Here is a 17148-nt window from a genome sequence, read left to right as displayed (position 1 = left end):
AGAGACGCTCGCACCGTGACGCTCAAGGGAGCACTGACCTGGATCTCCACGGGCGGCGGCGGTCTTCTCATCGGGGCCGCGCTGGGCCTCCTGATGACAGTGGCCTTCGAGGACCCGCTCAAGAAACTCCTGCAGGGAGTGCGCCGAAGGAGCAGAGTTCTACGGTCGAGACGGCGCACGCCGAACGCGTCGGGCTTCGAGTTTGGCGGCGCCACGTCGCCGTGCATGATCGTGGCGGGCGATGGCACCGAGGCCATCAAAGAGGAGCTGGTGCATCTCGTCGTCAGTGACGAGCCCATCGAACTACCTGCGGAGTTGGCAGCGTGGCGGTCGGAGATCGCCGCTGAGGAGCAGGCCAGGAAGACATCTGGGTCACCGCATCACTGGAACGGTGATTGTTTCGCGGTCGAGAAACTGGTCGAGGAGCGGACGGCTCGCGACGAGGAGGTGGAGATCTTCCTCCACCTGCGACGGACGGATTACTACAGCTTTCTGGCCAGTCAGCACCTCGACAGGCGATTCAGGGACGGCACGACGCCGCGGAGCAGGTACATCGACCCGGTCGGGCACCGCAGGGCGCCCGTGTTCATGTCGCTGAGCCTCGGCACCAGCGTTCTGGTCATCACGACCGACAACCATGTTCTGATCTGCCAGAGGGGCCCGGATGTCGGGTCCCGCCCTCTGCACTGGGGGGTCTCGGCCGACGAAGGGCTCAGCGCGAGGCTCGACTCGCCGAGCGGTCTTCCGCCTCGGATACACGCTGCCGCCCGGCGCGGGCTGTGTGAGGAACTGTCCCTCGAAGATCATGAGTATCGCCTGGCTCTGCTCGGCTTCACCATCGACACCGAGCGTCACCAATGGGATTCGGTGTTCGTGGCGTACGCGCACGACCTCAGCTCAGAGCAACTCGATCGCCGGCTGCAGCGAAGCGGCAAGGACCGTGGGTTGGAGATCGAGTCCTGGGAGTTCGTCCCCTTCACTGTCCGGTCCGTCCTGCAGCGGCTGCATGGCGGGTGGCCGACGCGGGCCTGGACTCCGGTCGCCCCCGTTGCCCTCTATCTCGCTCTGGTCCACGAATATGGACGATGGCGAGTTGAGCGGCTGGCAAGGAACCATTCGAAGCGCCTCCGCAGGTGACGATCGACATGTGTCGGGCGTCACACCGCTCCCATGTCACGGACGGACGGGCGCTCCGCATCTCGTGGTCGTCAACACGAGCGGCGGAGGGGCACGACGATGAACACACCACACGGAGCCGGCACGGCGAGCACGCACCGCGTCCTGATCCTGGGCGCGGGCTACGCGGGCATGGCCGCGGCGATCCAGCTCGCGGCCCGCACCAAGCGGCGCGCCGATGTGCAGGTGACCCTGGTGAACGCGCAGGAGCGGTTCACCGAGCGGTTGCGGCTGCACATGACGGCGACCGGGCAGCAGCTCGGCGAGATGGACATCCCGGCGCTCCTGGCGGGCACGGGCGCGCGGTTCGTACGCGGCTGGGTGACGGCGGTGGACGTGCACACGAAGACCGTGCGGATCGACGACAGCCGGGTGCTGCACTACGACACCCTGGTGTACGGGTTGGGCAGCGTGGCCGACACGGCGCTGGTGCCGGGTGTCGACGACCACGCGTACACCCTCAACGGCGCCCAGGACGCCGCGTTGCTGGCCGACCGGCTGGCGCGGCTCGCCAGCGGCACGGTGGTGGTCGCCGGCAGCGGGCTGACCGGCGTCGAGTCGGCCGCGGAGATCGCCGAACGGTACCCGAAGGTGAACGTGGTACTGGCGGGCCGGCAGGAACCCGGCGCCAGCATGACCGTGAAGGCCCAGGCGTACCTGCGGGCCGCGCTCGATCGCCTCGGTGTCCAGGTGCGCAGCGGAACGGCGGTGACGAAGGTGCTGCCCGACTCGGTCGAGCTGGCGGGCGGGGAGTCCATTGCCGCCGACGTCGTGCTGTGGACGGGCGGTACGCGGGTGTCGCCGGTGGCGGCCGCCGCGGGTCTGACCGTCGACGGTCGCGGCCGCGTCGTGACCGACGCCGCGCTGCGGTCGGTGTCGCACCTCGACGTGTACGCGGTCGGCGATGCGGCCGCGATCCGGCAGGGCTACGGCGTCATGCACGGCACCTGCCAGAGCGGGATGCCGACCGGTGTGCACGCCGCGGTGTCGATCGTCCGTGCGCTCAACGGCAGGCAGCCGAAGCCGTTCCGCTTCGGCTACTACCACACGCCGGTGAGCCTCGGACGGCACGACGCGGTGGTGCAGTTCACCCACCCCGACGACAGCCCTCGTCGGGGCTTCCTGACCGGCCGTACGGCGACCTGGTACAAGGAGACCGTGAGCGCCTCACCCTGGCCGACCTATCGGCGAATGAAGAAGATGCCCTCCTCGGGCGCGTTCTGGCCGCACGGTGGCCGCTTCACCCGGTTGCGGGGCGCGCGGTGATCCCTCCGCACCCGGATCCCGACCAGCAGGTCTTCCACAACCACCGCAACCTGCTGTTCTCGGTGGCGTACCGCATCCTCGGCAGCGCGGCGGACGCTGAGGATGCGGTCCAGGACGCCTGGATCAAGTGGTCGGCGGCCGATCGCTCCCAGGTGGCCGACCCCAAGGCGTACCTGGCGCGGATCGTGTCGAACCTCGCGCTACAGCGGTTGCGTTCCAGCCGGCACCAGCGCGAGACCTACGTGGGGCCGTGGCTGCCCGAGCCGATCCTGACCGAGGGCGACACCGCCGACACCGTCACGGATGCCGAGTCGGTGTCGATGGCGATGCTGGTGGTGTTGGAGACGCTCAGCCCGCTGGAGCGGGCCGTGTTCGTGCTGAAGGAGGTCTTCGACTTCAGCCATGCCGAGATCGCGGTGGCGGTGGAACGCTCGGAGGCCGCGGTGCGCCAGGCCGCGCATCGTGCTCGCGAGCACGTGCGTGCCCGGCGGCCACGCTTCACGGCGGACCGGTCGCAGCAGCGTGGGGTCACCGAGCGGTTCATCGCCGCCGCGACCGGTGGTGACATCAACACCCTGATGGAGTTGCTGTCCCCGGACGTCACGCTGTGGACCGACGGCGGTGGCAAGGTCCGCCAGGCCCTGCGTCCCATCGTGGGTGCGCGGACGGTCGCCGCCTGGTTCGCGGCCATCGGCACCGTCAGCTACCAGGGCATCGAGCCTGCCGACATGACGGCCGAGGTGGTCGAGATCAACGGCGGCCCGGGCATGGTGTTCCGGGGTGCGGGCCGGGTGATCGCGACCGTCACCTTCGACATCGACGCTGACGGCCGCATCGCCGCCATCCACAACGTCGCCAACCCCGACAAGCTCCACGCCGTCGCCGGGGGCACCGCTCACGACATCACGACCTGACCGTCAGTCGCTCTCGGTGAACAGGGCGGCGTACCGGGTCAGGTACAGCGGCCATCCTTCGTCGTGGGCGACGCCGTCGCTGACGGACTGCCAGCCGGGTCCGTGCCGGTCGAGGTGACGGTGCTCCAGCTCCACCCGGGTGCGCTGCGGCGACTCGGCGACGAACGTGACCTCGACCTCGCTGGTGTTGTCCGGCTCGGTCTCGACCTGCCACTGGGGGCTGATGTCCCAGCTGAACACGACCCGGTCCGGTGGGTCGTAGGCGAGGACACGGGCCCAGCGGCACTCGGTGCCGTCGACGCCCCGGTCGTAGATGTGACCGCCGACCTTCGGTTCGAACACGGTCTCGGCGATGGCCGCGCCGAGGAGGTTGTGCTCCGGCGGTTTGACGTCGCCGAACCGCTGGGTGAACACGGTGAAGGCTCGCTCGATCGGCGCCTCGACAATGATCTGCCGGCGGACCACGGTGTCTGTTGCTGGGGTCATGACTTCTCCTCGGTGGGTTGTTCGACCACTTCCTGGTAGCTGGCCAGGGCACGGTTCCAGAACGTGTCGAGCTGGTCGCGCAGGGCGGCGACGCCCGCCGGGTTGAGTCGATAGACCCGGCGGGTGCCGGCTGCGCGGTCGGTGACCAGCCCGGCGTCCTTGAGCACCTTCAGGTGCTGGGAGACCGCGGGCCGGCTGATCGGCAGCGCTTCGGCGAGTTCGCCGACGGCCTGCGGCCGCTCAGCCAAGCACGCGACGATGGCGCGCCTGGTGGGGTCGCCCAGGGCGTCCCAACCATCGCCAGCTTGGTAAGTATCCACGAACGGTAAGCTACGGCTTACGGGCCACCGAGTCAACCAGCACCGACCGAGCAGACCTGTCCCACCACGGGATGAACGCACGGAGCCGGCCGCGGGAAGGATCCCCGCGGCCGGCTCCGGATCGGTGCGAAACGTGGTCAGCGCTGGCGCAGCGGTGCGAGCGCGGTGCTCCAGGCCACGACCTGGTCGAGGGTCACGCCGAGCGCGTCCCGCTGGTGCTCGTTGGGCTTGAAGACGCTGAAGTTCTCGAAGTCGGTGAAGAGCGACAGCGCGACCTGCGAGCGCACGTCGGCCATCTGGAGCTCACCGGCGATCAGACGCAGGTGCTCGACGGCCCGCGCGCCGCCGACCGAGCCGTAGCTGACGAAGCCGACGGCCTTGTTGTTCCACTCGGCGTAGAGGAAGTCGATGGCGTTCTTCAGGGCGCCCGAGGTGGAGTGGTTGTACTCCGGGGTGACCATGACGAACCCGTCAAACGACGCGATGGTCTCGGCCCACCGCAGCGTGTGCGGCTGGGTGTACTGACCCATCGACGGCGGGTACGCCTCGTCGAGGTGCGGCAGCTTGTAGTCGAGCAGGTCGATCAGCTCGAACTCCGCGTCGGAGCGCTGCTTGGCGACCTCAAGCACCCAGCGGGCGACGGCTTCGCCGTTACGCCCCGGGCGGGTGCTCCCGAGGATGATCCCGATCCTGGTCATGGTTGCGCCTTTCCAGAAGGTCCTTGCCTGGCGGATGAAAGCTAGCTACTTCTTGCTTGATCAAGCAAATACTTGTCCTATGCTTACCGTCACAGCGAGGGTGAGCAATTGCTCGGTCAAGCAACTAGGATTGGGGCATGTCCGGCAGCTCGGCAGAACCCCTGCTCCCCCTCAACCCCGACGAGGAGGCGCTGGTCCGTTCCCTGGGCCAGCTGATGTTCGTCCTGCCCCGGGCGATCGACGCGGACATGACCGGCGACCGTCAGCTGCCGCTGACCGAGTACACCGCCCTGCGGGTCCTCTCCGAGGCGCCGGGCCGGCAGATGCGGATGAACGAACTCGCCGCGGAGTGTCAGCTCTCGCTCAGCGGGATGACCCGCACCATCATTCGGCTGGAGACGCACGGCCTGGTCGAGCGGGTCCGCAGCGAGCAGGATGCCCGCGGCTGGAACGCCGTCCTCACCGACGCCGGCTTCGCCCGGTTGGAAGAGTCCTGGCCGAGCCACCTGGCCGCCGTGCGGCGGCGGTTCCTGGACCACTTCGAGGGCCTCGACCTCGCCCAGTTGGCCCGCGCCTTCCGACGGGTCGGGACGGCCGACTGAGCCAGGCGCTCACCCGCCGCCGAGCAACCGCTCGAACGGCGCCGGGTCGGCGTACGGGTCGACGGGAGCTGGTGGGTCACGCCGGTCCACCTCGCGGGCCAGCTCGCCGGCCGCCCGGTCGATCCGCTGGACCAGCGAGCCCTGCGCCGCGTCGCCGGCCCCCCAGTCCTCCGGTGCCGCGAACACCGCGGTGGGCACCACGACCGCGTGCAGGTAGCTGAAGAGCGGCCGCAACGCGTGCTCCAGCACCAGCGAATGACGCCCCGTCCCGCCGGTGGCGGCGACCAGCACCGGCTTGTCGACCAGGGCCGCGTCGTCGAGGACCTCGACGAACATCTTGAAGATCCCGTTGTACGAGGCGGAGAACGTCGGCGTCACCGCGACCAGCGCGTCGGCACGCCGGACGGTGTCCTGCACCCGCTCAAGGTCCTCCGACGGGTACCCCGCCAGCAGGTTGTTGACCAGGTCGTGCGCGTGGTCGCGTACCTCGATCAGCTCGACGTCGACCTCGGCGCCGAGCCGCTCCAGCTCACGGCGGACCGCGTCGGCCAACCGGTCGGCGAGCATCCGGGTCGACGACGGCTGTCGCAGGCCGGCCGACACGACGGCGATGGTGCGCTTCATCGCACCTCCTCCACGGCACCGGCCAGCGCCGCGGCCTTCAGCGAGGCGTGGGTGGGTGCGTCCGGGACGTGGGCGGGACGGCCCACCGCGAACTCCTTACGCAGCACCTGAACGACCTCGCCCAGCATCTCGATCTGCTCCAGCACGGTCCTGCGAGGGACCCCGATCCCGTCGACGTTGAAGACCTGCCGCTGGTAGTCGCCGCCGGCGTACTCCCGGAAGGCCAGGGTCCGGTCGATCACCTCCTGCGGGCTGCCGACCAGGAGCGCCGTCTGCTTCATTGTCTCCTCCAGGGACGGCCCGTGCCCGTACGCCGCGGAGTTGTCGAAGTACGGACGGAACTCCCGCTTCGCGTCCTGCGAGTTCTTCCGCATGAACACCTGCGCGCCCAGGCCGACGATCGCCTGGTCCGCGGGGCCATGCCCGTAGTGCTCGAACCGCCGGCGGTAGAGCCCGACCATCCGCTGGACGTGGGCCTTGGGCCAGAGCAGGTTGTTGTGCAGGAACCCGTCGCCGTAGTAGGCGGCCTGCTCGGCGATCTCCGGGCTGCGGATCGAACCGTGCCAGACGAACGGCGGCACGCCGTCCAGCGGGCGCGGGGTCGAGGTGAACGACTGCAGGGGCGTGCGGAACCGCCCCTCCCAGTCGACCACCTCCTCGCGCCAGAGCCGGCGCAGCAGGCCGTAGTTCTCGACCGCGAGCGGGATGCCGTTACGGATGTCCTGCCCGAACCAGGGGTAGACCGGGCCGGTGTTGCCGCGCCCCATCATCAGGTCGACCCGGCCGTCGGCCAGGTGCTGGAGCATCGCGTAGTCCTCGGCGATCTTCACCGGGTCGTTGGTGGTGATCAGCGTGGTCGAGGTGGACAGAATGATCTTCTCGGTCCGGGCCGCGACGTGACCCAGCAGGGTGGTGGGCGAGGACGGGAAGAATGGCGGGTTGTGGTGCTCGCCGATAGCGAAGACGTCCAGCCCGACCTCTTCGGCCAGCTTCGCGTACTCCACCACAGCCTTGATCCGTTCGTGCTCGGACGGCATCCGCCCGCTCACGGGGTCGCGTGCCACGTCTCCCACGCCGAAGATTCCGAACTGCATCCGAACTCGCCTGCCTCGCTCGCACCGGTCGTGCCTGACGCTCATCAGCAACCTCGGGCGGGCGGCACAGATTCCTTGACTGGTCAAGGAGTTTTGTGGCGGCGGTCACGTACCTGCCTGCCGGCCGAGCCCGACAGGCTCGCGGTACGCAGGAAGCCCATCTCACACCGCCCAGACGCCGGTGGCGGCGGCCGACCGCGAGGTCACCTCGGTATCAGTCATGCGTCCATTGCACCCGTTGGCGAGCGCCCTGGCCATGTGCGACAGCGTCGCGGGGATACGCGTCCGTCTCGCTCCGGCCCGGTCGGCGTCGCCGACCGGGCCGGAGCGCGTGGTCAGTGGGACGGGCCGTAGGGGGCCAGCGGGTTGGTCAGGGTGCCGACGAACTGGAGGGCGGCCGACGGGTCGGTCAGGTCGATCATCTGCTGGTTGTCGCGAAGTTGGAGCCGGTTGAGGCAGGACAACGTGAACTCCGGAGCGAACAGGTCGTAGCGGCGGGCGCGCTCGGCCAGGTGCGGCACCCGGTCCAGATAGTCGGTGGCGCAGGCGGCGACGGTCCGCCAGAAGTCCTCCTCGGCCAGTACGCCGGCCTCGGCCAGCACCGCGTTGAGGTGGCGCAGGAAGCAGTCCACCACGTCGGTGAAGATGGTCAGCAGCTTGGTGTCATCGGGCACCTCGACCCTGATCCGCTCCACCGCCGCCGGCAGCTCGACCTCGGTGCTCATCACCGCGATCTCCTCGGCGATGTCCTTGAAGATCACCCGCTCGACGGTGTCCTGCTCGTCGAGGACCAGGATGACGTTCTCGCCGTGCGGCATGAAGGCCAGGTCGTGGGCGTAGAAGCTGTGCAGCAGCGGGGTCAGGTAGGCGTCCAGGTAGCGGCGCAGCCACACCTCGGGCGCCAGGCCGGACCGGGCGATCAGCGCCGCCGCCAGCGAGCCGCCGTCGGTGTCCACGTGCAGCAGCGCGGCCATCGTGGACAGTCGCCGCCCCGGCGCCAGGCCGGGCACCGGGCTCTCCCGCCACAGGGCGGCCAACATCTTGCGGTACGGGGAGGTGCGGTCGGTGGCCGACTCGTACTGGCGGTGCCGGTAGCCCACCGCGGCCCGCTCCCGGATGACGGTCAGCCCGGTGCCGGCCAGCACCTCGTCACCGGCGATCAGCTCGGCCAGCCAGTCGTTGATCGCCGGGGTGGCCGCCATGTACGCGGCCGACAGCCCGCGCATGAAGCCCATGTTCAGCACCGACAGCGCGGTCTTGACATAGTGCCGGCTCGGCTCGGTGACGTTGAAGAAGGTGCGGATGGACTGCTGGGCCAGGTAGCTGTCCGGCCCGGGGCCGAGGTGCACCAGCCGGCGCTCGGCCAGCTCACCGGCGAAGGTGACCGCCAGCTTGTTCCACCACTGCCAGGGGTGCGCCGGGATCAGGTGGTAGTCGGCGAGATCCAGGCCGAGGTCGGCCATCGTGGCCGCGAACCGTGCCCGGGTCTCCGGGTCCAGCTCACCGTCGATCAGCGCGTCGTAGTCGAGATCGGCGGCGCTGCTGAACGTCGAGTGGTCCCGGTGCGCGGCCAGCCACTCGAGCCGGACCGGCGCGGCGGCCTCCGGGGCGTACCGGTGGTACTCGTCGACGCCGAAGCCGAGCCGGCCGTTGTTGGCCACGAAGCAGGGGTGGCCCTCGGTCATCGACGTCTCGATGGTCTGGAAGTCCGCCCCGGCAAGCTCGGCGGCGCTCGGCGCGGGCTGGGCCAGTTTGTACGCGGTGCCGGCCAGCGTGGAGGTGATCTCCTCCAGGTAGACCGGGAGCACCCGTGCGGAGAGCCCGAGGGTGTCACGCAGCTCGACGATCAGGTCCACCGCGTCGGGCGGCAGAGACGTGCCGTCGCGGTGCCGGGTGATGCTGTCCGGGTCTATCTGCCAGTGCGCCAGGGCGAGCACGCGGGCAGCGAACCGGTAGGTGACCGTGCCGTCGTCGCTGCGGATCTCGTACCACTGCCGGTCGTCGTCGGCGGCCGACACGGGTTCCGGGGTGAGCAGCCGTTCGTGGGTGAACTCGGAGAGAGCCTTGCGGACCAGCAGCCGGTTGGCCCGGGCCCAGCGCTGCGGGGTGAGATGGCCAACCGGGTCAACGGCGGCGGCCGGGACGGTGGCGGACGACTGGGTGGGGACGGCGGTAGCGGTCACGCCGGGGCTCCTTCGGCTCGGGTGGCGGCGGCGCGCTGCATGGCGGCGTGGAACTGCGCCCGGGTGCAGACGCTGAGCAGCGCGTCCTTCTCGGGCTTGGCGATGGTGCCGACGACCTCGAAGCCGACGGCGGCGTTCAGCGCGTGCACGGCGGTGTTGCGCACGTCCGGCTCGACCAGCACCCGTCGGGTCGACGGGTCGGCGAAGAGCCAGGCCATCACGGTGCTGATCACCGCCCGGGTGAAGCCGTGCGCCGGGCTACCGGTGGGCGCGCAGAGGAAGTGCATTCCCACGTCGCCGGGCTGGGCGTCGTACAGGCCGACCAGCTCGACGTGGGCAGGGTCGTAGCGTTCGGCGAGGAAGGCGGGTTGCCCGCGCCACAGGCCGAGGTACGCGTCGTGGTGCGGGTGGTCGGCGATCCGCCGGTACTCCTCGGCCACCCGCGCCGGGTCCGCGTCCTGCATCAGCCAGAACGCGGCCTTCGGGTGGGTCACCCAGGCGTGCAGCAGCGCGGCGTCGGCGTCAAGGTCGAGGGTCCGCAGCGCGAACTCGCCGAGCTGATCGTCAACGCGGGTGAAGACGACGCTCACGACGACATCCCGGCGGGCGCGCCGAACTCCTGGAACGTGATGCTCTTCTCGACCGGGTAGTGCTCCCGGCCGAGCATTTCCCGGATGATCCAGGAGTTGCGGTACGGGCCCATGCCCAGGTCGGGCGAGGTGATGCTGTGCGTGTGGGTGCCCGCGTTCTGCAGGAAGATGCCCCGACCGGTGTGGTCGATGCTGTAGTTGCGGGCCACGTCGAACCGGCCGTGGGAATCCCAGCGGATGCGGTCGCGCACCGGCGTCAGGAACTCCGGCACCTGGTAGTGGTAGCCGGTGGCCAGCACCAGGCCCTCGGTCCGCAGGGTGAAGTCCCGCTCCTGCTCCACCTGGCGCAACCCCAGCGCGTACGCCCCGTCGTGGTAGCCGGCGCTGGTCAGCTCGGTGTTGGTGAGCAGCCGGGTGTTCACCGGCCCGTCGATGCTCAGCGCGTAGAGCTGGTCGAAGATTCCGTTGATCAGGTCGGCGTTGATCCCCTTGAACAGGCCCTTCTGCGCCGACTCCAACCGGTAGCGGGTGTCCTCGGGCAGCGCGTGGAAGTAGTCCACGTAGTCCGGTGAGGTCATCTCCAGGGTGAGCTTGGTGTACTCGAGAGGGAAGAAGCGCGGCGAGCGGGTGACCCAGTTGAGCTGGTAGCCGTACCGGCCGATGTCGCCGAGCAGGTCGTGGTAGATCTCCGCGGCGCTCTGCCCGCTGCCCACCACGGTGATGCTGCGCTTGGCCCGCAGGTCGTCCCGGTGCTCCAGGTAGCGCGAGTTGTGCACCGCGTCGCCGGGCAGCCCGGCGACGGCTGCGGGCAGGTACGGCGGTGTGCCGGTGCCGAGCACCAGGTGCGGGGCGCGGTATTCGAGCGTCTCCCCCGCGCCGGTGCTGGCCCGCACCACGTAGCGCTCGTCGGCCACGTCGTACTCCACGGTGGTCACCGACTGGCCGAAACGCAGGTTCGGCAGCTTCGCCGCCGCCCAGCGGCAGTAGGCGTCGTACTCGCTGCGCAGGGGGTAGAAGCTCTCCCGGATGTAGAACGGGTAGAGCCGGCCGATCTCCTTGAGGTAGTTGAGGAAGGAGTACGGCGAGGTCGGGTCGGCGAGGCTGACCAGGTCGGCGATGAACGGCGTCTGCAACCGGGCCGATTCCAGCAGCATGCCGGGGTGCCAGGCCAGGGTCGGCCGGGCCTCCAGGAACACGCCGTCCAGTTCGTCGATCGGCGCGGTGAGGCAGGCCAGGCCCAGGTTGTACGGGCCCAGCCCGATGGCGATGAAGTCGTGGGTGGACATCCGGCCCTCCAACCGCGGGTTCGGGGACACCGGCATCAGCCGACGTGGCAGGTCAGGTCAGCGGCGGCGCGGTCGTGCACGTACCGGCCGGCGTGGGTCGCGATCAGTTCGAGCACGGGCCCGACGTCCTCGACCGTGGTGGCCGGGTTGAGCAGGGTGAACTTCAGGAAGTGCCGCCCGTCCACCCGGGTGCTGGCGACCAACGCGGCACCGGAGGCGGCCAGCGCCTCCCGGGCGTGCAGGTTGGCCGCGTCGGCCAGCTCCCGGCCCTGGCCGGTGGGCAGGTAGCGGAAGACCACCGTGCTGAGCGCCGAGCGGGTGACCACCTCGAAGCGAGGATCCTCGCTGACCAGTTCCCAGGCGTCGGCGGCCCGGTCGACCACCTCGTCGAAGAGCGCGCCGAGCGCGTCCGGGCCCATCACCCGCAGGGTCAGCCAGAGCTTCAGCGCGTCGAAGCGGCGGGTGGTCTGCAGGCTCTTGTCGACCTGGTTGGGGATCCGCTGCTCCACCATTCGCGCCGGGTTGAGGTAGTCGGCGTGGTAGGTGGCGTGCCGCAGCACCTGCCGGTCGCGGACCAGCAGCGCGCTGGAGCTGACCGGCTGGAAGAACGACTTGTGGTAGTCGACGGTCACCGAGTCGGCCCGCTCGATGCCGTCGAGCAGGTGCCGGCGGGTCGGCGAGACCAGCAGCCCGCAGCCGTACGCGGCGTCCACGTGCAGCCAGACGCCGGCCGCCGCGCAGATCCCGGCCAGCTCGGCGAGCGGGTCGATGGAGCCGAAGTCGGTGGTGCCGGCGGTGCCGACGACGGCCATCACCACCAGCCCGGCCTGCCGGCACCGGGCGATCTCGTCGCGGACGGCGGCGGGCCGGATCCGCCGCTGCGGGTCGGTGGACACCGCGATCACCGCGTCCGGGGCGAGGCCGAGCAGCTTGGCCGACTTCTGCACGCTGAAGTGGCCGGCCGCGGAGGTGATGACGCGCAGCCGGGGCAGCAGTTCGGCGCGGTCCGCCGGGCTGGTCGCGGCGGCGCACGCCTCCTCGCGGGCCAGCAGCAGCGCGTGCAGGTTGGACTGGCTGCCCCCGCTGGTGAACACGCCGTCGGCGTTCGGGCCGAGGCCGATCCGGTTGGCGGTCCAGTCGATCAACCGCCGCTCGATGAGGGTGGCCCCGGCGCTCTGGTCCCAGGTGTCCAGCGAGGAGTTGACCGCGGTGAGCACCGCCTCGCCGAGCAGCGCCGGGATGGCCACCGGGCAGTTGAGGTGGGCGAGGTAGCGGGGGTGGTGGAACCAGACGGCGTCGTGCAGGTAGACGTCCTCCAGCTCGTCCAGCGCGGCGGTGGCGTCGCCGAGCGGCCGGTCCAGGTCGACGCGGTCGACCAGGGGGGCCAGCTCGGCTGGGGTGATCCCGGTGCCGGGCTGGTCCACGGTGGCCACCCGGCGGGCGACCCGGTCGACGCCGGCGGCGAGTGTCCGCCGGTACTGCTCGACCGATCCGTCGTGGAGCAGCTGGGCTCGCGCGGCGGCCGGAGCGGCAGCCGGCGCCGGTGGCGGTGCGGTGGTCTTGACGGGGTACGTCGGCACGGTCACGGGATGTCCTCCACGTTCTCGACGATGGGCAGCCGGAACCCTCCCCCGGCGCGTTCGTGCGCGCCGGGGGCCGTGCTGCCTTCAGATGGGTCGCCGCTCAGGCGGTGGCGCCGACGAGCGCCTCGGCGCGCAGGTCTTCCTCGGATGCCCCGTGTCGCCAGTAGCCGGCGAAGGTCACCCGTCGGCGGTCGATGCCCCGCTCGCCGACCAGGTGCCGGCGCAGTGCCCGCACCGCGCCGGATTCACCGGCGATCCAGGCGTACGGGGTGCCGGTGGGCAACCGGGCGCCGCGGATCGCGGTGACCAGCAGGTCGCTGCCGGGTGGGGTGCTGCCCCGCACGATCCACCTGATCTCCGCGTCCGCCGCGGTGGGCAGCTCACCGATGTCGGCGGCGGCCGGCACCTCGATCCAGGCGCGGACCCGGGTGCCGGCAGGCAGCCAGGCCAGGATGCCGGCGGCGGCCGGCAGCGCGGTCTCGTCGGCGGCCAGCAGGACGACGTCGGTGTCGTCCGGCGGGCGGAAGCAGACGCTGCGGTTGTCCCGCACGGCCGGGCCGAGCATCAGCAACCGGTCACCGGGCCCGGCCTGACCGGCCCAGCGCGAGGCGGGGCCGGTGTCACCGTGGCTGACGAAATCGATGTCCACCTCGGCGGCGGCCGGGCGGTGCTCCCGGATGGTGTACGAGCGCATCACCGCGCGGATGTCCGGCGGAAGTGCCCGCCAGGCGCCGAACCAGTCGTCGCCCAGCTCGATCGGCACCACCGGGGCGTCCTGTCCGGGGTGCGGCAGGAACAGCGAGACGCTCTGGTCCCGGCCGCCGCCGGCGAACCCGGCCAGCTCCGCACCGCCGAGTGTGACCCGTACCAGTGAAGCCCCGACCCGGCGGGACCGGACGACGTGCGCGGCGAAGAAGCGGTACTGGAGGGCGACAGGCTCGACGGTGCTCGTACTCATGGCGTCAGCTGACCTTCTTCGCGTTCCGGATGGCGGTGGCGAGGTTTTCCAGCAGTGGCGCGGACCCGGCGTACGAGAAGCGGGGCACCGCGTCCCACGGGGTCACCTGGTTGGTCTTGACCGCCGGCAGCTGCTGCCAGGTGGGCTTGGCGGCGAGGTCCTTGGGCTGCAGGGCGGTGCTGCGGTTGTCCAGCAGGATCAGGTCGGCCGGGAACTTGGCGGTGTTCTCCCAGCTGAGCGCCTCGAAGTAGTCGCCGGCTTCGAGCTTGGTGGGGATCACGATGTCCACGCCCAGCTCGGCGAAGTACATCAGGTCCGTGCTCACCTTGGGGTTGGAGACGTAGAACAGGTCGGGGCTGCCGGAGCATGCCATCACCTTGATACCCGGGTTGGCCTTGACCGCCTGGCGAACCGCCTCGGAGGCGGCGTCGAAGCGGGCCTTCGCGTCGGTGACCTTCTTGGCCGACAGGTCGGCGCCGAGCGACTCGGCCAGGGCGGCGTACCGCTCGATCGGCTTGGTCATCGGCACCCGGGCGGTGGTGATCGCCACGCTGGGTGCCAGCGGCAGGATCTTGGCCTTGCTCTCGTCCGGCACGTACCAGAGGGCGTCCGGGTCGTACATGTGGGTGACCAGCAGTTCGGGGCGCAGCGCCGCGTACTTCTCCAGGCTGAACTCGCCCCACACGTTGCCGAGGATCTCCACCGACTCGACGTTCAGGTCACCGGCCTGCGGGTCGGCCGTGCCGTCGGCGCGCTTGGTCTCGCCGAACACGCCGACAATCTGCTTGTCGAGACCGAAGTCGACCAGGGCCGCCGCCACTCCGGTGAAGGCGACCACGCGGGCCGGGCGGGCCGCCGCGTCGATCTTCTGGTTGCGGTCGTCGGTGAACGACCAGGGACCACTTCCGTTGCTGGCAGCGGGCTTTGCGTCGTCGTCCTTGCCGCAGCCGGCGAGCAGGGCGGCCAGCGTGGCGGCGCCACCGGCGGCCAGCAGCCCACGGCGAGAGAGGCGACGGGCGGACAGAGCATCGGGCATGGTGTCGTCTTTCGATCAGGGGATGGCCGGGGTCGACCAGGACAGCGGGGTTAGGTTAGCCTAACCTCGGCCTTTGTCAACAGCGGTACGCCGTGTCGCCACACCCCCGGAGCCCACACTGGACGCCACACCCTCCGTCATCCGCTCGGCACGATCCGTGCCGGATGGGTCGGCGGCCCCACCCCCCGCACCACCGCCGGCGCGGCGCGGTCGCCAGGCGGCCCGCGCCGCCGGCCTGGTCGGCGCCGTGGCGCTGCTCGGCGTGGTCCTCGTGCTCAGCATCGCCGTCGGCGCGAAGGCCATGCCGCTCGGCGACGTCTGGTCCGGGTTGCTGCACCACGACGCCGCCGAGTACGCCGTGGTGCACCGGATGCGCCTGCCGCGCACCCTGCTCGGGCTGCTCGCCGGCGCGGCGCTCGGAGTCGCCGGCGCGGTGATGCAGGCCCTCACCCGCAACCCGCTGGCCGACCCCGGGCTGCTCGGCATCAACGCCGGCGCGTCCGCCGCCGTCGCCACCGCCGCCGCCTTCCTGGGCGTCACCGCCATCGGCGGGTACGTCTGGTTCGCGCTGCTCGGCGCGGCCGTGGTCACCGCGCTGGTCTACGCCGTGGGTGGCGGACGCGGCGCCACCCCGGCCCGCCTCGCACTGGCCGGCGCGGCGCTGAACGCCACCCTCTACTCGTACGTGAGCGCGGTGATGCTGCTGGACACCGCCTCGCTGGAGCGGCTGCGGTTCTGGACGGTCGGCTCACTGGCCAGCGCGGACTCCGCGACCGTGACCCGGGTGCTGCCGTTCATCCTGGTCGGCCTGCTGGTCGCGCTCGGCGCCGCCCGCCCGCTGAACGCCCTCGCGCTCGGCGACGACGCGGCACGGGCCCTGGGTGCCCGACCCGCGCTGATCCGGGCCGCCGTGATCGTCGCGGTCACCCTGCTCTGCGGAGCGGCGACCGCCGCCTGCGGCCCGATCGTCTTCGTCGGGCTGCTGGTGCCGCACCTGGTCCGGGCCCTGACCGGCCCCGACCTGCGCTGGCTGCTGCCGTACTGCGCGGTGCTCTCCCCGGTGCTGCTGCTCGGCGCCGACGTGCTGGGCCGGGTGCTGGGCCGACCGGGTGAACTCCAGGTCGGCATGGTGACCGCCGTGCTGGGCGGCCCGCTCTTCCTCTGGCTGGTCGCGCGCGGGCGGGTGGCCCACCCGTGAGCGAGCGCAGCGAGCGAACCAGCAGGCTCAGCACCGTGGCGCGTCGCGCCACCGCGGAGCGAAGCGGAGCTGTGGCGTGACCGTCATCCGTACCCCTGGCGGGCTTTCGCTGCGGTTCCGCCCCCGCGCGCTGGCCGTTGGCGCCGGCGCCGCGCTACTCGCCGCCGGGCTGGGCCTGGTGGCCATGGGCAGCGGCGACTACCCGATGGGCCCGGCCGACGTGCTGCGTACGCTCACCGGCGGCGGCACCCCGGCGGAGCACTTCATCGTGAACGAGCTGCGGCTGCCCCGGCTGGTCACCGCGCTGCTGGTCGGCGCGGCGCTGGCGCTGGCCGGCACCGTGTTCCAGTCGCTGGTGCGCAACCCGCTCGGCAGCCCGGACGTGCTCGGCTTCACCCAGGGCGCGTCGACCGGCGCGCTGGTGGTGGTCGTCCTCGGCGGCGGCAGCCTGGCGCTGGCCGGCGCGGCGGTGGCCGGCGGGCTCGCCACCGGCCTGTTGATCTACGCCCTCGCCTGGCGGCGCGGGGTGCACGGCTACCGGCTGATCCTGGTCGGCATCGGCGTCGCCGCGATTCTCACCGGCGTCAACGGCTACCTGCTGACCCGGGCGCCGCTGATGGACGCCGCCCGCGCGGTGCTCTGGCTGACCGGCAGCCTGGACGGGCGGGGCTGGGCCAACGCCGGGCCACTGCTCGTCGTCACCGCCGTGCTGGGGCCGCTGGTGCTCGTCGGCTGCGGCCCGGCGCTACGGATGATGGAGCTGGGCGACGACACTTCCAGCGCCCTCGGTGTGCCGGTACGCCAGCTACGCCTGATCCTGCTGGCCGCGGCGGTGCTCCTCGTCTCGTTCGCGGCGGCCGCCGCGGGACCGGTGTCCTTCGTGGCGCTCGTCGCGCCGCACGTGACGAAGCGGCTGACGCGGGCGCCCGGCCCGAACCTGCTGCCGTCGATGGCGGTCGGCGCGGCGCTGTTGGTCGGCGCCGACCTGCTGGCTCAGCGCGCGTTCGCCGGGCACCAGCTTCCGGTCGGTGTGGTGACCGGAGTGATCGGCGGCGGCTACCTGGTCTGGCTGCTGGCCATGGAACGCCGGGCGGGTCGGCTGTGAACACCCGCGACGCCCTCGAAGGAGCACCC

The 17148-nt window shown here is 71.1% G+C and carries 17 protein-coding genes; 6 read left to right on the top strand and 11 right to left on the bottom strand.

Annotation, left to right across the window (positions count from 1 at the left end):
- Positions 1–15 precede the first annotated feature (15 nt).
- The 3 genes from OG990_RS08885 (at position 16) to OG990_RS08875 (ending at position 3356) form a co-directional block, all read left to right on the top strand.
- Entirely contained in the window at positions 16–1137 is a 1122-nt protein-coding gene (locus OG990_RS08885) for a hypothetical protein (protein WP_406079776.1), read from the top strand.
- A gap of 99 nt (positions 1138–1236) precedes the next feature.
- A complete protein-coding gene (locus OG990_RS08880; RefSeq protein WP_406079774.1) occupies positions 1237–2442 on the top strand; it encodes an NAD(P)/FAD-dependent oxidoreductase in 1206 nt (401 codons plus the stop codon).
- Positions 2439–3356 (top strand): RNA polymerase sigma-70 factor, encoded by a 918-nt coding sequence (locus OG990_RS08875; protein WP_406079773.1) that lies wholly within the window; start codon positions 2439–2441, stop codon positions 3354–3356. Before OG990_RS08880 ends, OG990_RS08875 begins: the two co-directional genes overlap by 4 nt.
- Positions 3357–3359: 3 nt before the next feature.
- Here the strand turns inward: OG990_RS08875 and OG990_RS08870 are convergent, their stop codons facing one another.
- The 3 genes from OG990_RS08870 to OG990_RS08860 all read right to left on the bottom strand — a co-directional run bounded on the left by OG990_RS08870 (position 3360) and on the right by OG990_RS08860 (position 4860).
- Entirely contained in the window at positions 3360–3842 is a 483-nt protein-coding gene (locus tag OG990_RS08870) for an SRPBCC family protein (RefSeq protein WP_406079771.1), read from the bottom strand.
- Positions 3839–4162: an ArsR/SmtB family transcription factor gene (locus tag OG990_RS08865; protein ID WP_406079769.1), complete on the bottom strand. Its 324-nt coding sequence runs from the start codon at positions 4160–4162 to the stop codon at positions 3839–3841. Before OG990_RS08865 ends, OG990_RS08870 begins: the two co-directional genes overlap by 4 nt.
- 137 nt (positions 4163–4299) lie before the next feature.
- Entirely contained in the window at positions 4300–4860 is a 561-nt protein-coding gene (locus OG990_RS08860; RefSeq protein WP_328416110.1) for an NAD(P)H-dependent oxidoreductase, read from the bottom strand.
- 137 nt (positions 4861–4997) lie between these two features.
- Between OG990_RS08860 and OG990_RS08855 the strand changes: the two genes are divergently transcribed.
- Positions 4998–5462 carry a MarR family winged helix-turn-helix transcriptional regulator gene (locus OG990_RS08855; RefSeq protein WP_328416108.1) on the top strand — a complete coding sequence of 155 codons (465 nt, stop codon included), beginning with the start codon at positions 4998–5000 and terminating at the stop codon, positions 5460–5462.
- 9 nt (positions 5463–5471) lie between these two features.
- Here the strand turns inward: OG990_RS08855 and OG990_RS08850 are convergent, their stop codons facing one another.
- The 8 genes from OG990_RS08850 to OG990_RS08815 form a co-directional block, all read right to left on the bottom strand.
- Entirely contained in the window at positions 5472–6086 is a 615-nt protein-coding gene (locus OG990_RS08850) for an FMN reductase (RefSeq protein ID WP_355607010.1), read from the bottom strand.
- Positions 6083–7180 (bottom strand): LLM class flavin-dependent oxidoreductase, encoded by a 1098-nt coding sequence (locus OG990_RS08845; RefSeq protein WP_406079767.1) that lies wholly within the window; start codon positions 7178–7180, stop codon positions 6083–6085. The genes OG990_RS08850 and OG990_RS08845 overlap by 4 nt, the downstream gene beginning before the upstream one ends.
- Before the next feature lie 335 nt (positions 7181–7515).
- Entirely contained in the window at positions 7516–9363 is a 1848-nt protein-coding gene (locus tag OG990_RS08840) for an IucA/IucC family protein (RefSeq protein ID WP_406079765.1), read from the bottom strand.
- A complete protein-coding gene (locus OG990_RS08835; protein WP_406079764.1) occupies positions 9360–9953 on the bottom strand; it encodes a GNAT family N-acetyltransferase in 594 nt (197 codons plus the stop codon). The genes OG990_RS08840 and OG990_RS08835 overlap by 4 nt, the downstream gene beginning before the upstream one ends.
- Complete coding sequence (locus OG990_RS08830; protein WP_406079762.1) at positions 9950–11239, bottom strand: lysine N(6)-hydroxylase/L-ornithine N(5)-oxygenase family protein; 1290 nt, start codon at positions 11237–11239, stop codon at positions 9950–9952. The genes OG990_RS08835 and OG990_RS08830 overlap by 4 nt, the downstream gene beginning before the upstream one ends.
- 35 nt (positions 11240–11274) lie before the next feature.
- A complete protein-coding gene (locus OG990_RS08825; RefSeq protein ID WP_406079761.1) occupies positions 11275–12825 on the bottom strand; it encodes a pyridoxal phosphate-dependent decarboxylase family protein in 1551 nt (516 codons plus the stop codon).
- 97 nt (positions 12826–12922) lie between these two features.
- Positions 12923–13780, bottom strand: coding sequence for a siderophore-interacting protein (locus OG990_RS08820; protein WP_406079759.1), 858 nt, complete (start codon positions 13778–13780; stop codon positions 12923–12925).
- 4 nt (positions 13781–13784) lie between these two features.
- The gene (locus OG990_RS08815) at positions 13785–14816 is read right to left on the bottom strand and encodes an ABC transporter substrate-binding protein (RefSeq protein ID WP_355607000.1); all 1032 of its coding nucleotides are present in this window, start codon (positions 14814–14816) and stop codon (positions 13785–13787) included.
- Positions 14817–14973: 157 nt separating this feature from the next.
- Between OG990_RS08815 and OG990_RS08810 the strand changes: the two genes are divergently transcribed.
- Together OG990_RS08810 and OG990_RS08805 are read left to right on the top strand one after the other, a co-directional pair.
- On the top strand, positions 14974–16014 hold the full coding sequence (locus OG990_RS08810; protein WP_406079756.1) for a FecCD family ABC transporter permease: 1041 nt from the start codon (positions 14974–14976) through the stop codon (positions 16012–16014).
- A gap of 76 nt (positions 16015–16090) precedes the next feature.
- Positions 16091–17119 carry an iron chelate uptake ABC transporter family permease subunit gene (locus tag OG990_RS08805; protein ID WP_355606994.1) on the top strand — a complete coding sequence of 343 codons (1029 nt, stop codon included), beginning with the start codon at positions 16091–16093 and terminating at the stop codon, positions 17117–17119.
- Positions 17120–17148: the final 29 nt, after the last annotated feature.

It is taken from the genome of Micromonospora sp. NBC_00858, assembly GCF_045207365.1.
Lineage (GTDB): Bacteria > Actinomycetota > Actinomycetes > Mycobacteriales > Micromonosporaceae > Micromonospora.
The sequence above is the reverse complement of the archived record's forward strand: the minus strand, read 5'-3'. Positions and strand labels throughout refer to the sequence as shown.

Excerpts from the sequence above, each read along its gene's own strand:
- OG990_RS08830 (WP_406079762.1), bottom strand. The coding sequence starts at position 11,239 with ATGTCCACCCACGACTTCATCGCCATCGGGCTGGGCCCGTACAACCTG.
- OG990_RS08860 (WP_328416110.1), bottom strand. The coding sequence starts at position 4,860 with ATGACCAGGATCGGGATCATCCTCGGGAGCACCCGCCCGGGGCGTAAC.
- OG990_RS08880 (WP_406079774.1), top strand. The coding sequence starts at position 1,237 with ATGAACACACCACACGGAGCCGGCACGGCGAGCACGCACCGCGTCCTG.
- OG990_RS08845 (WP_406079767.1), bottom strand. The coding sequence starts at position 7,180 with ATGCAGTTCGGAATCTTCGGCGTGGGAGACGTGGCACGCGACCCCGTG.
- OG990_RS08870 (WP_406079771.1), bottom strand. The coding sequence starts at position 3,842 with ATGACCCCAGCAACAGACACCGTGGTCCGCCGGCAGATCATTGTCGAG.
- OG990_RS08855 (WP_328416108.1), top strand. The coding sequence starts at position 4,998 with ATGTCCGGCAGCTCGGCAGAACCCCTGCTCCCCCTCAACCCCGACGAG.
- OG990_RS08850 (WP_355607010.1), bottom strand. The coding sequence starts at position 6,086 with ATGAAGCGCACCATCGCCGTCGTGTCGGCCGGCCTGCGACAGCCGTCG.
- OG990_RS08815 (WP_355607000.1), bottom strand. The coding sequence starts at position 14,816 with ATGCCCGATGCTCTGTCCGCCCGTCGCCTCTCTCGCCGTGGGCTGCTG.
- OG990_RS08820 (WP_406079759.1), bottom strand. The coding sequence starts at position 13,780 with ATGAGTACGAGCACCGTCGAGCCTGTCGCCCTCCAGTACCGCTTCTTC.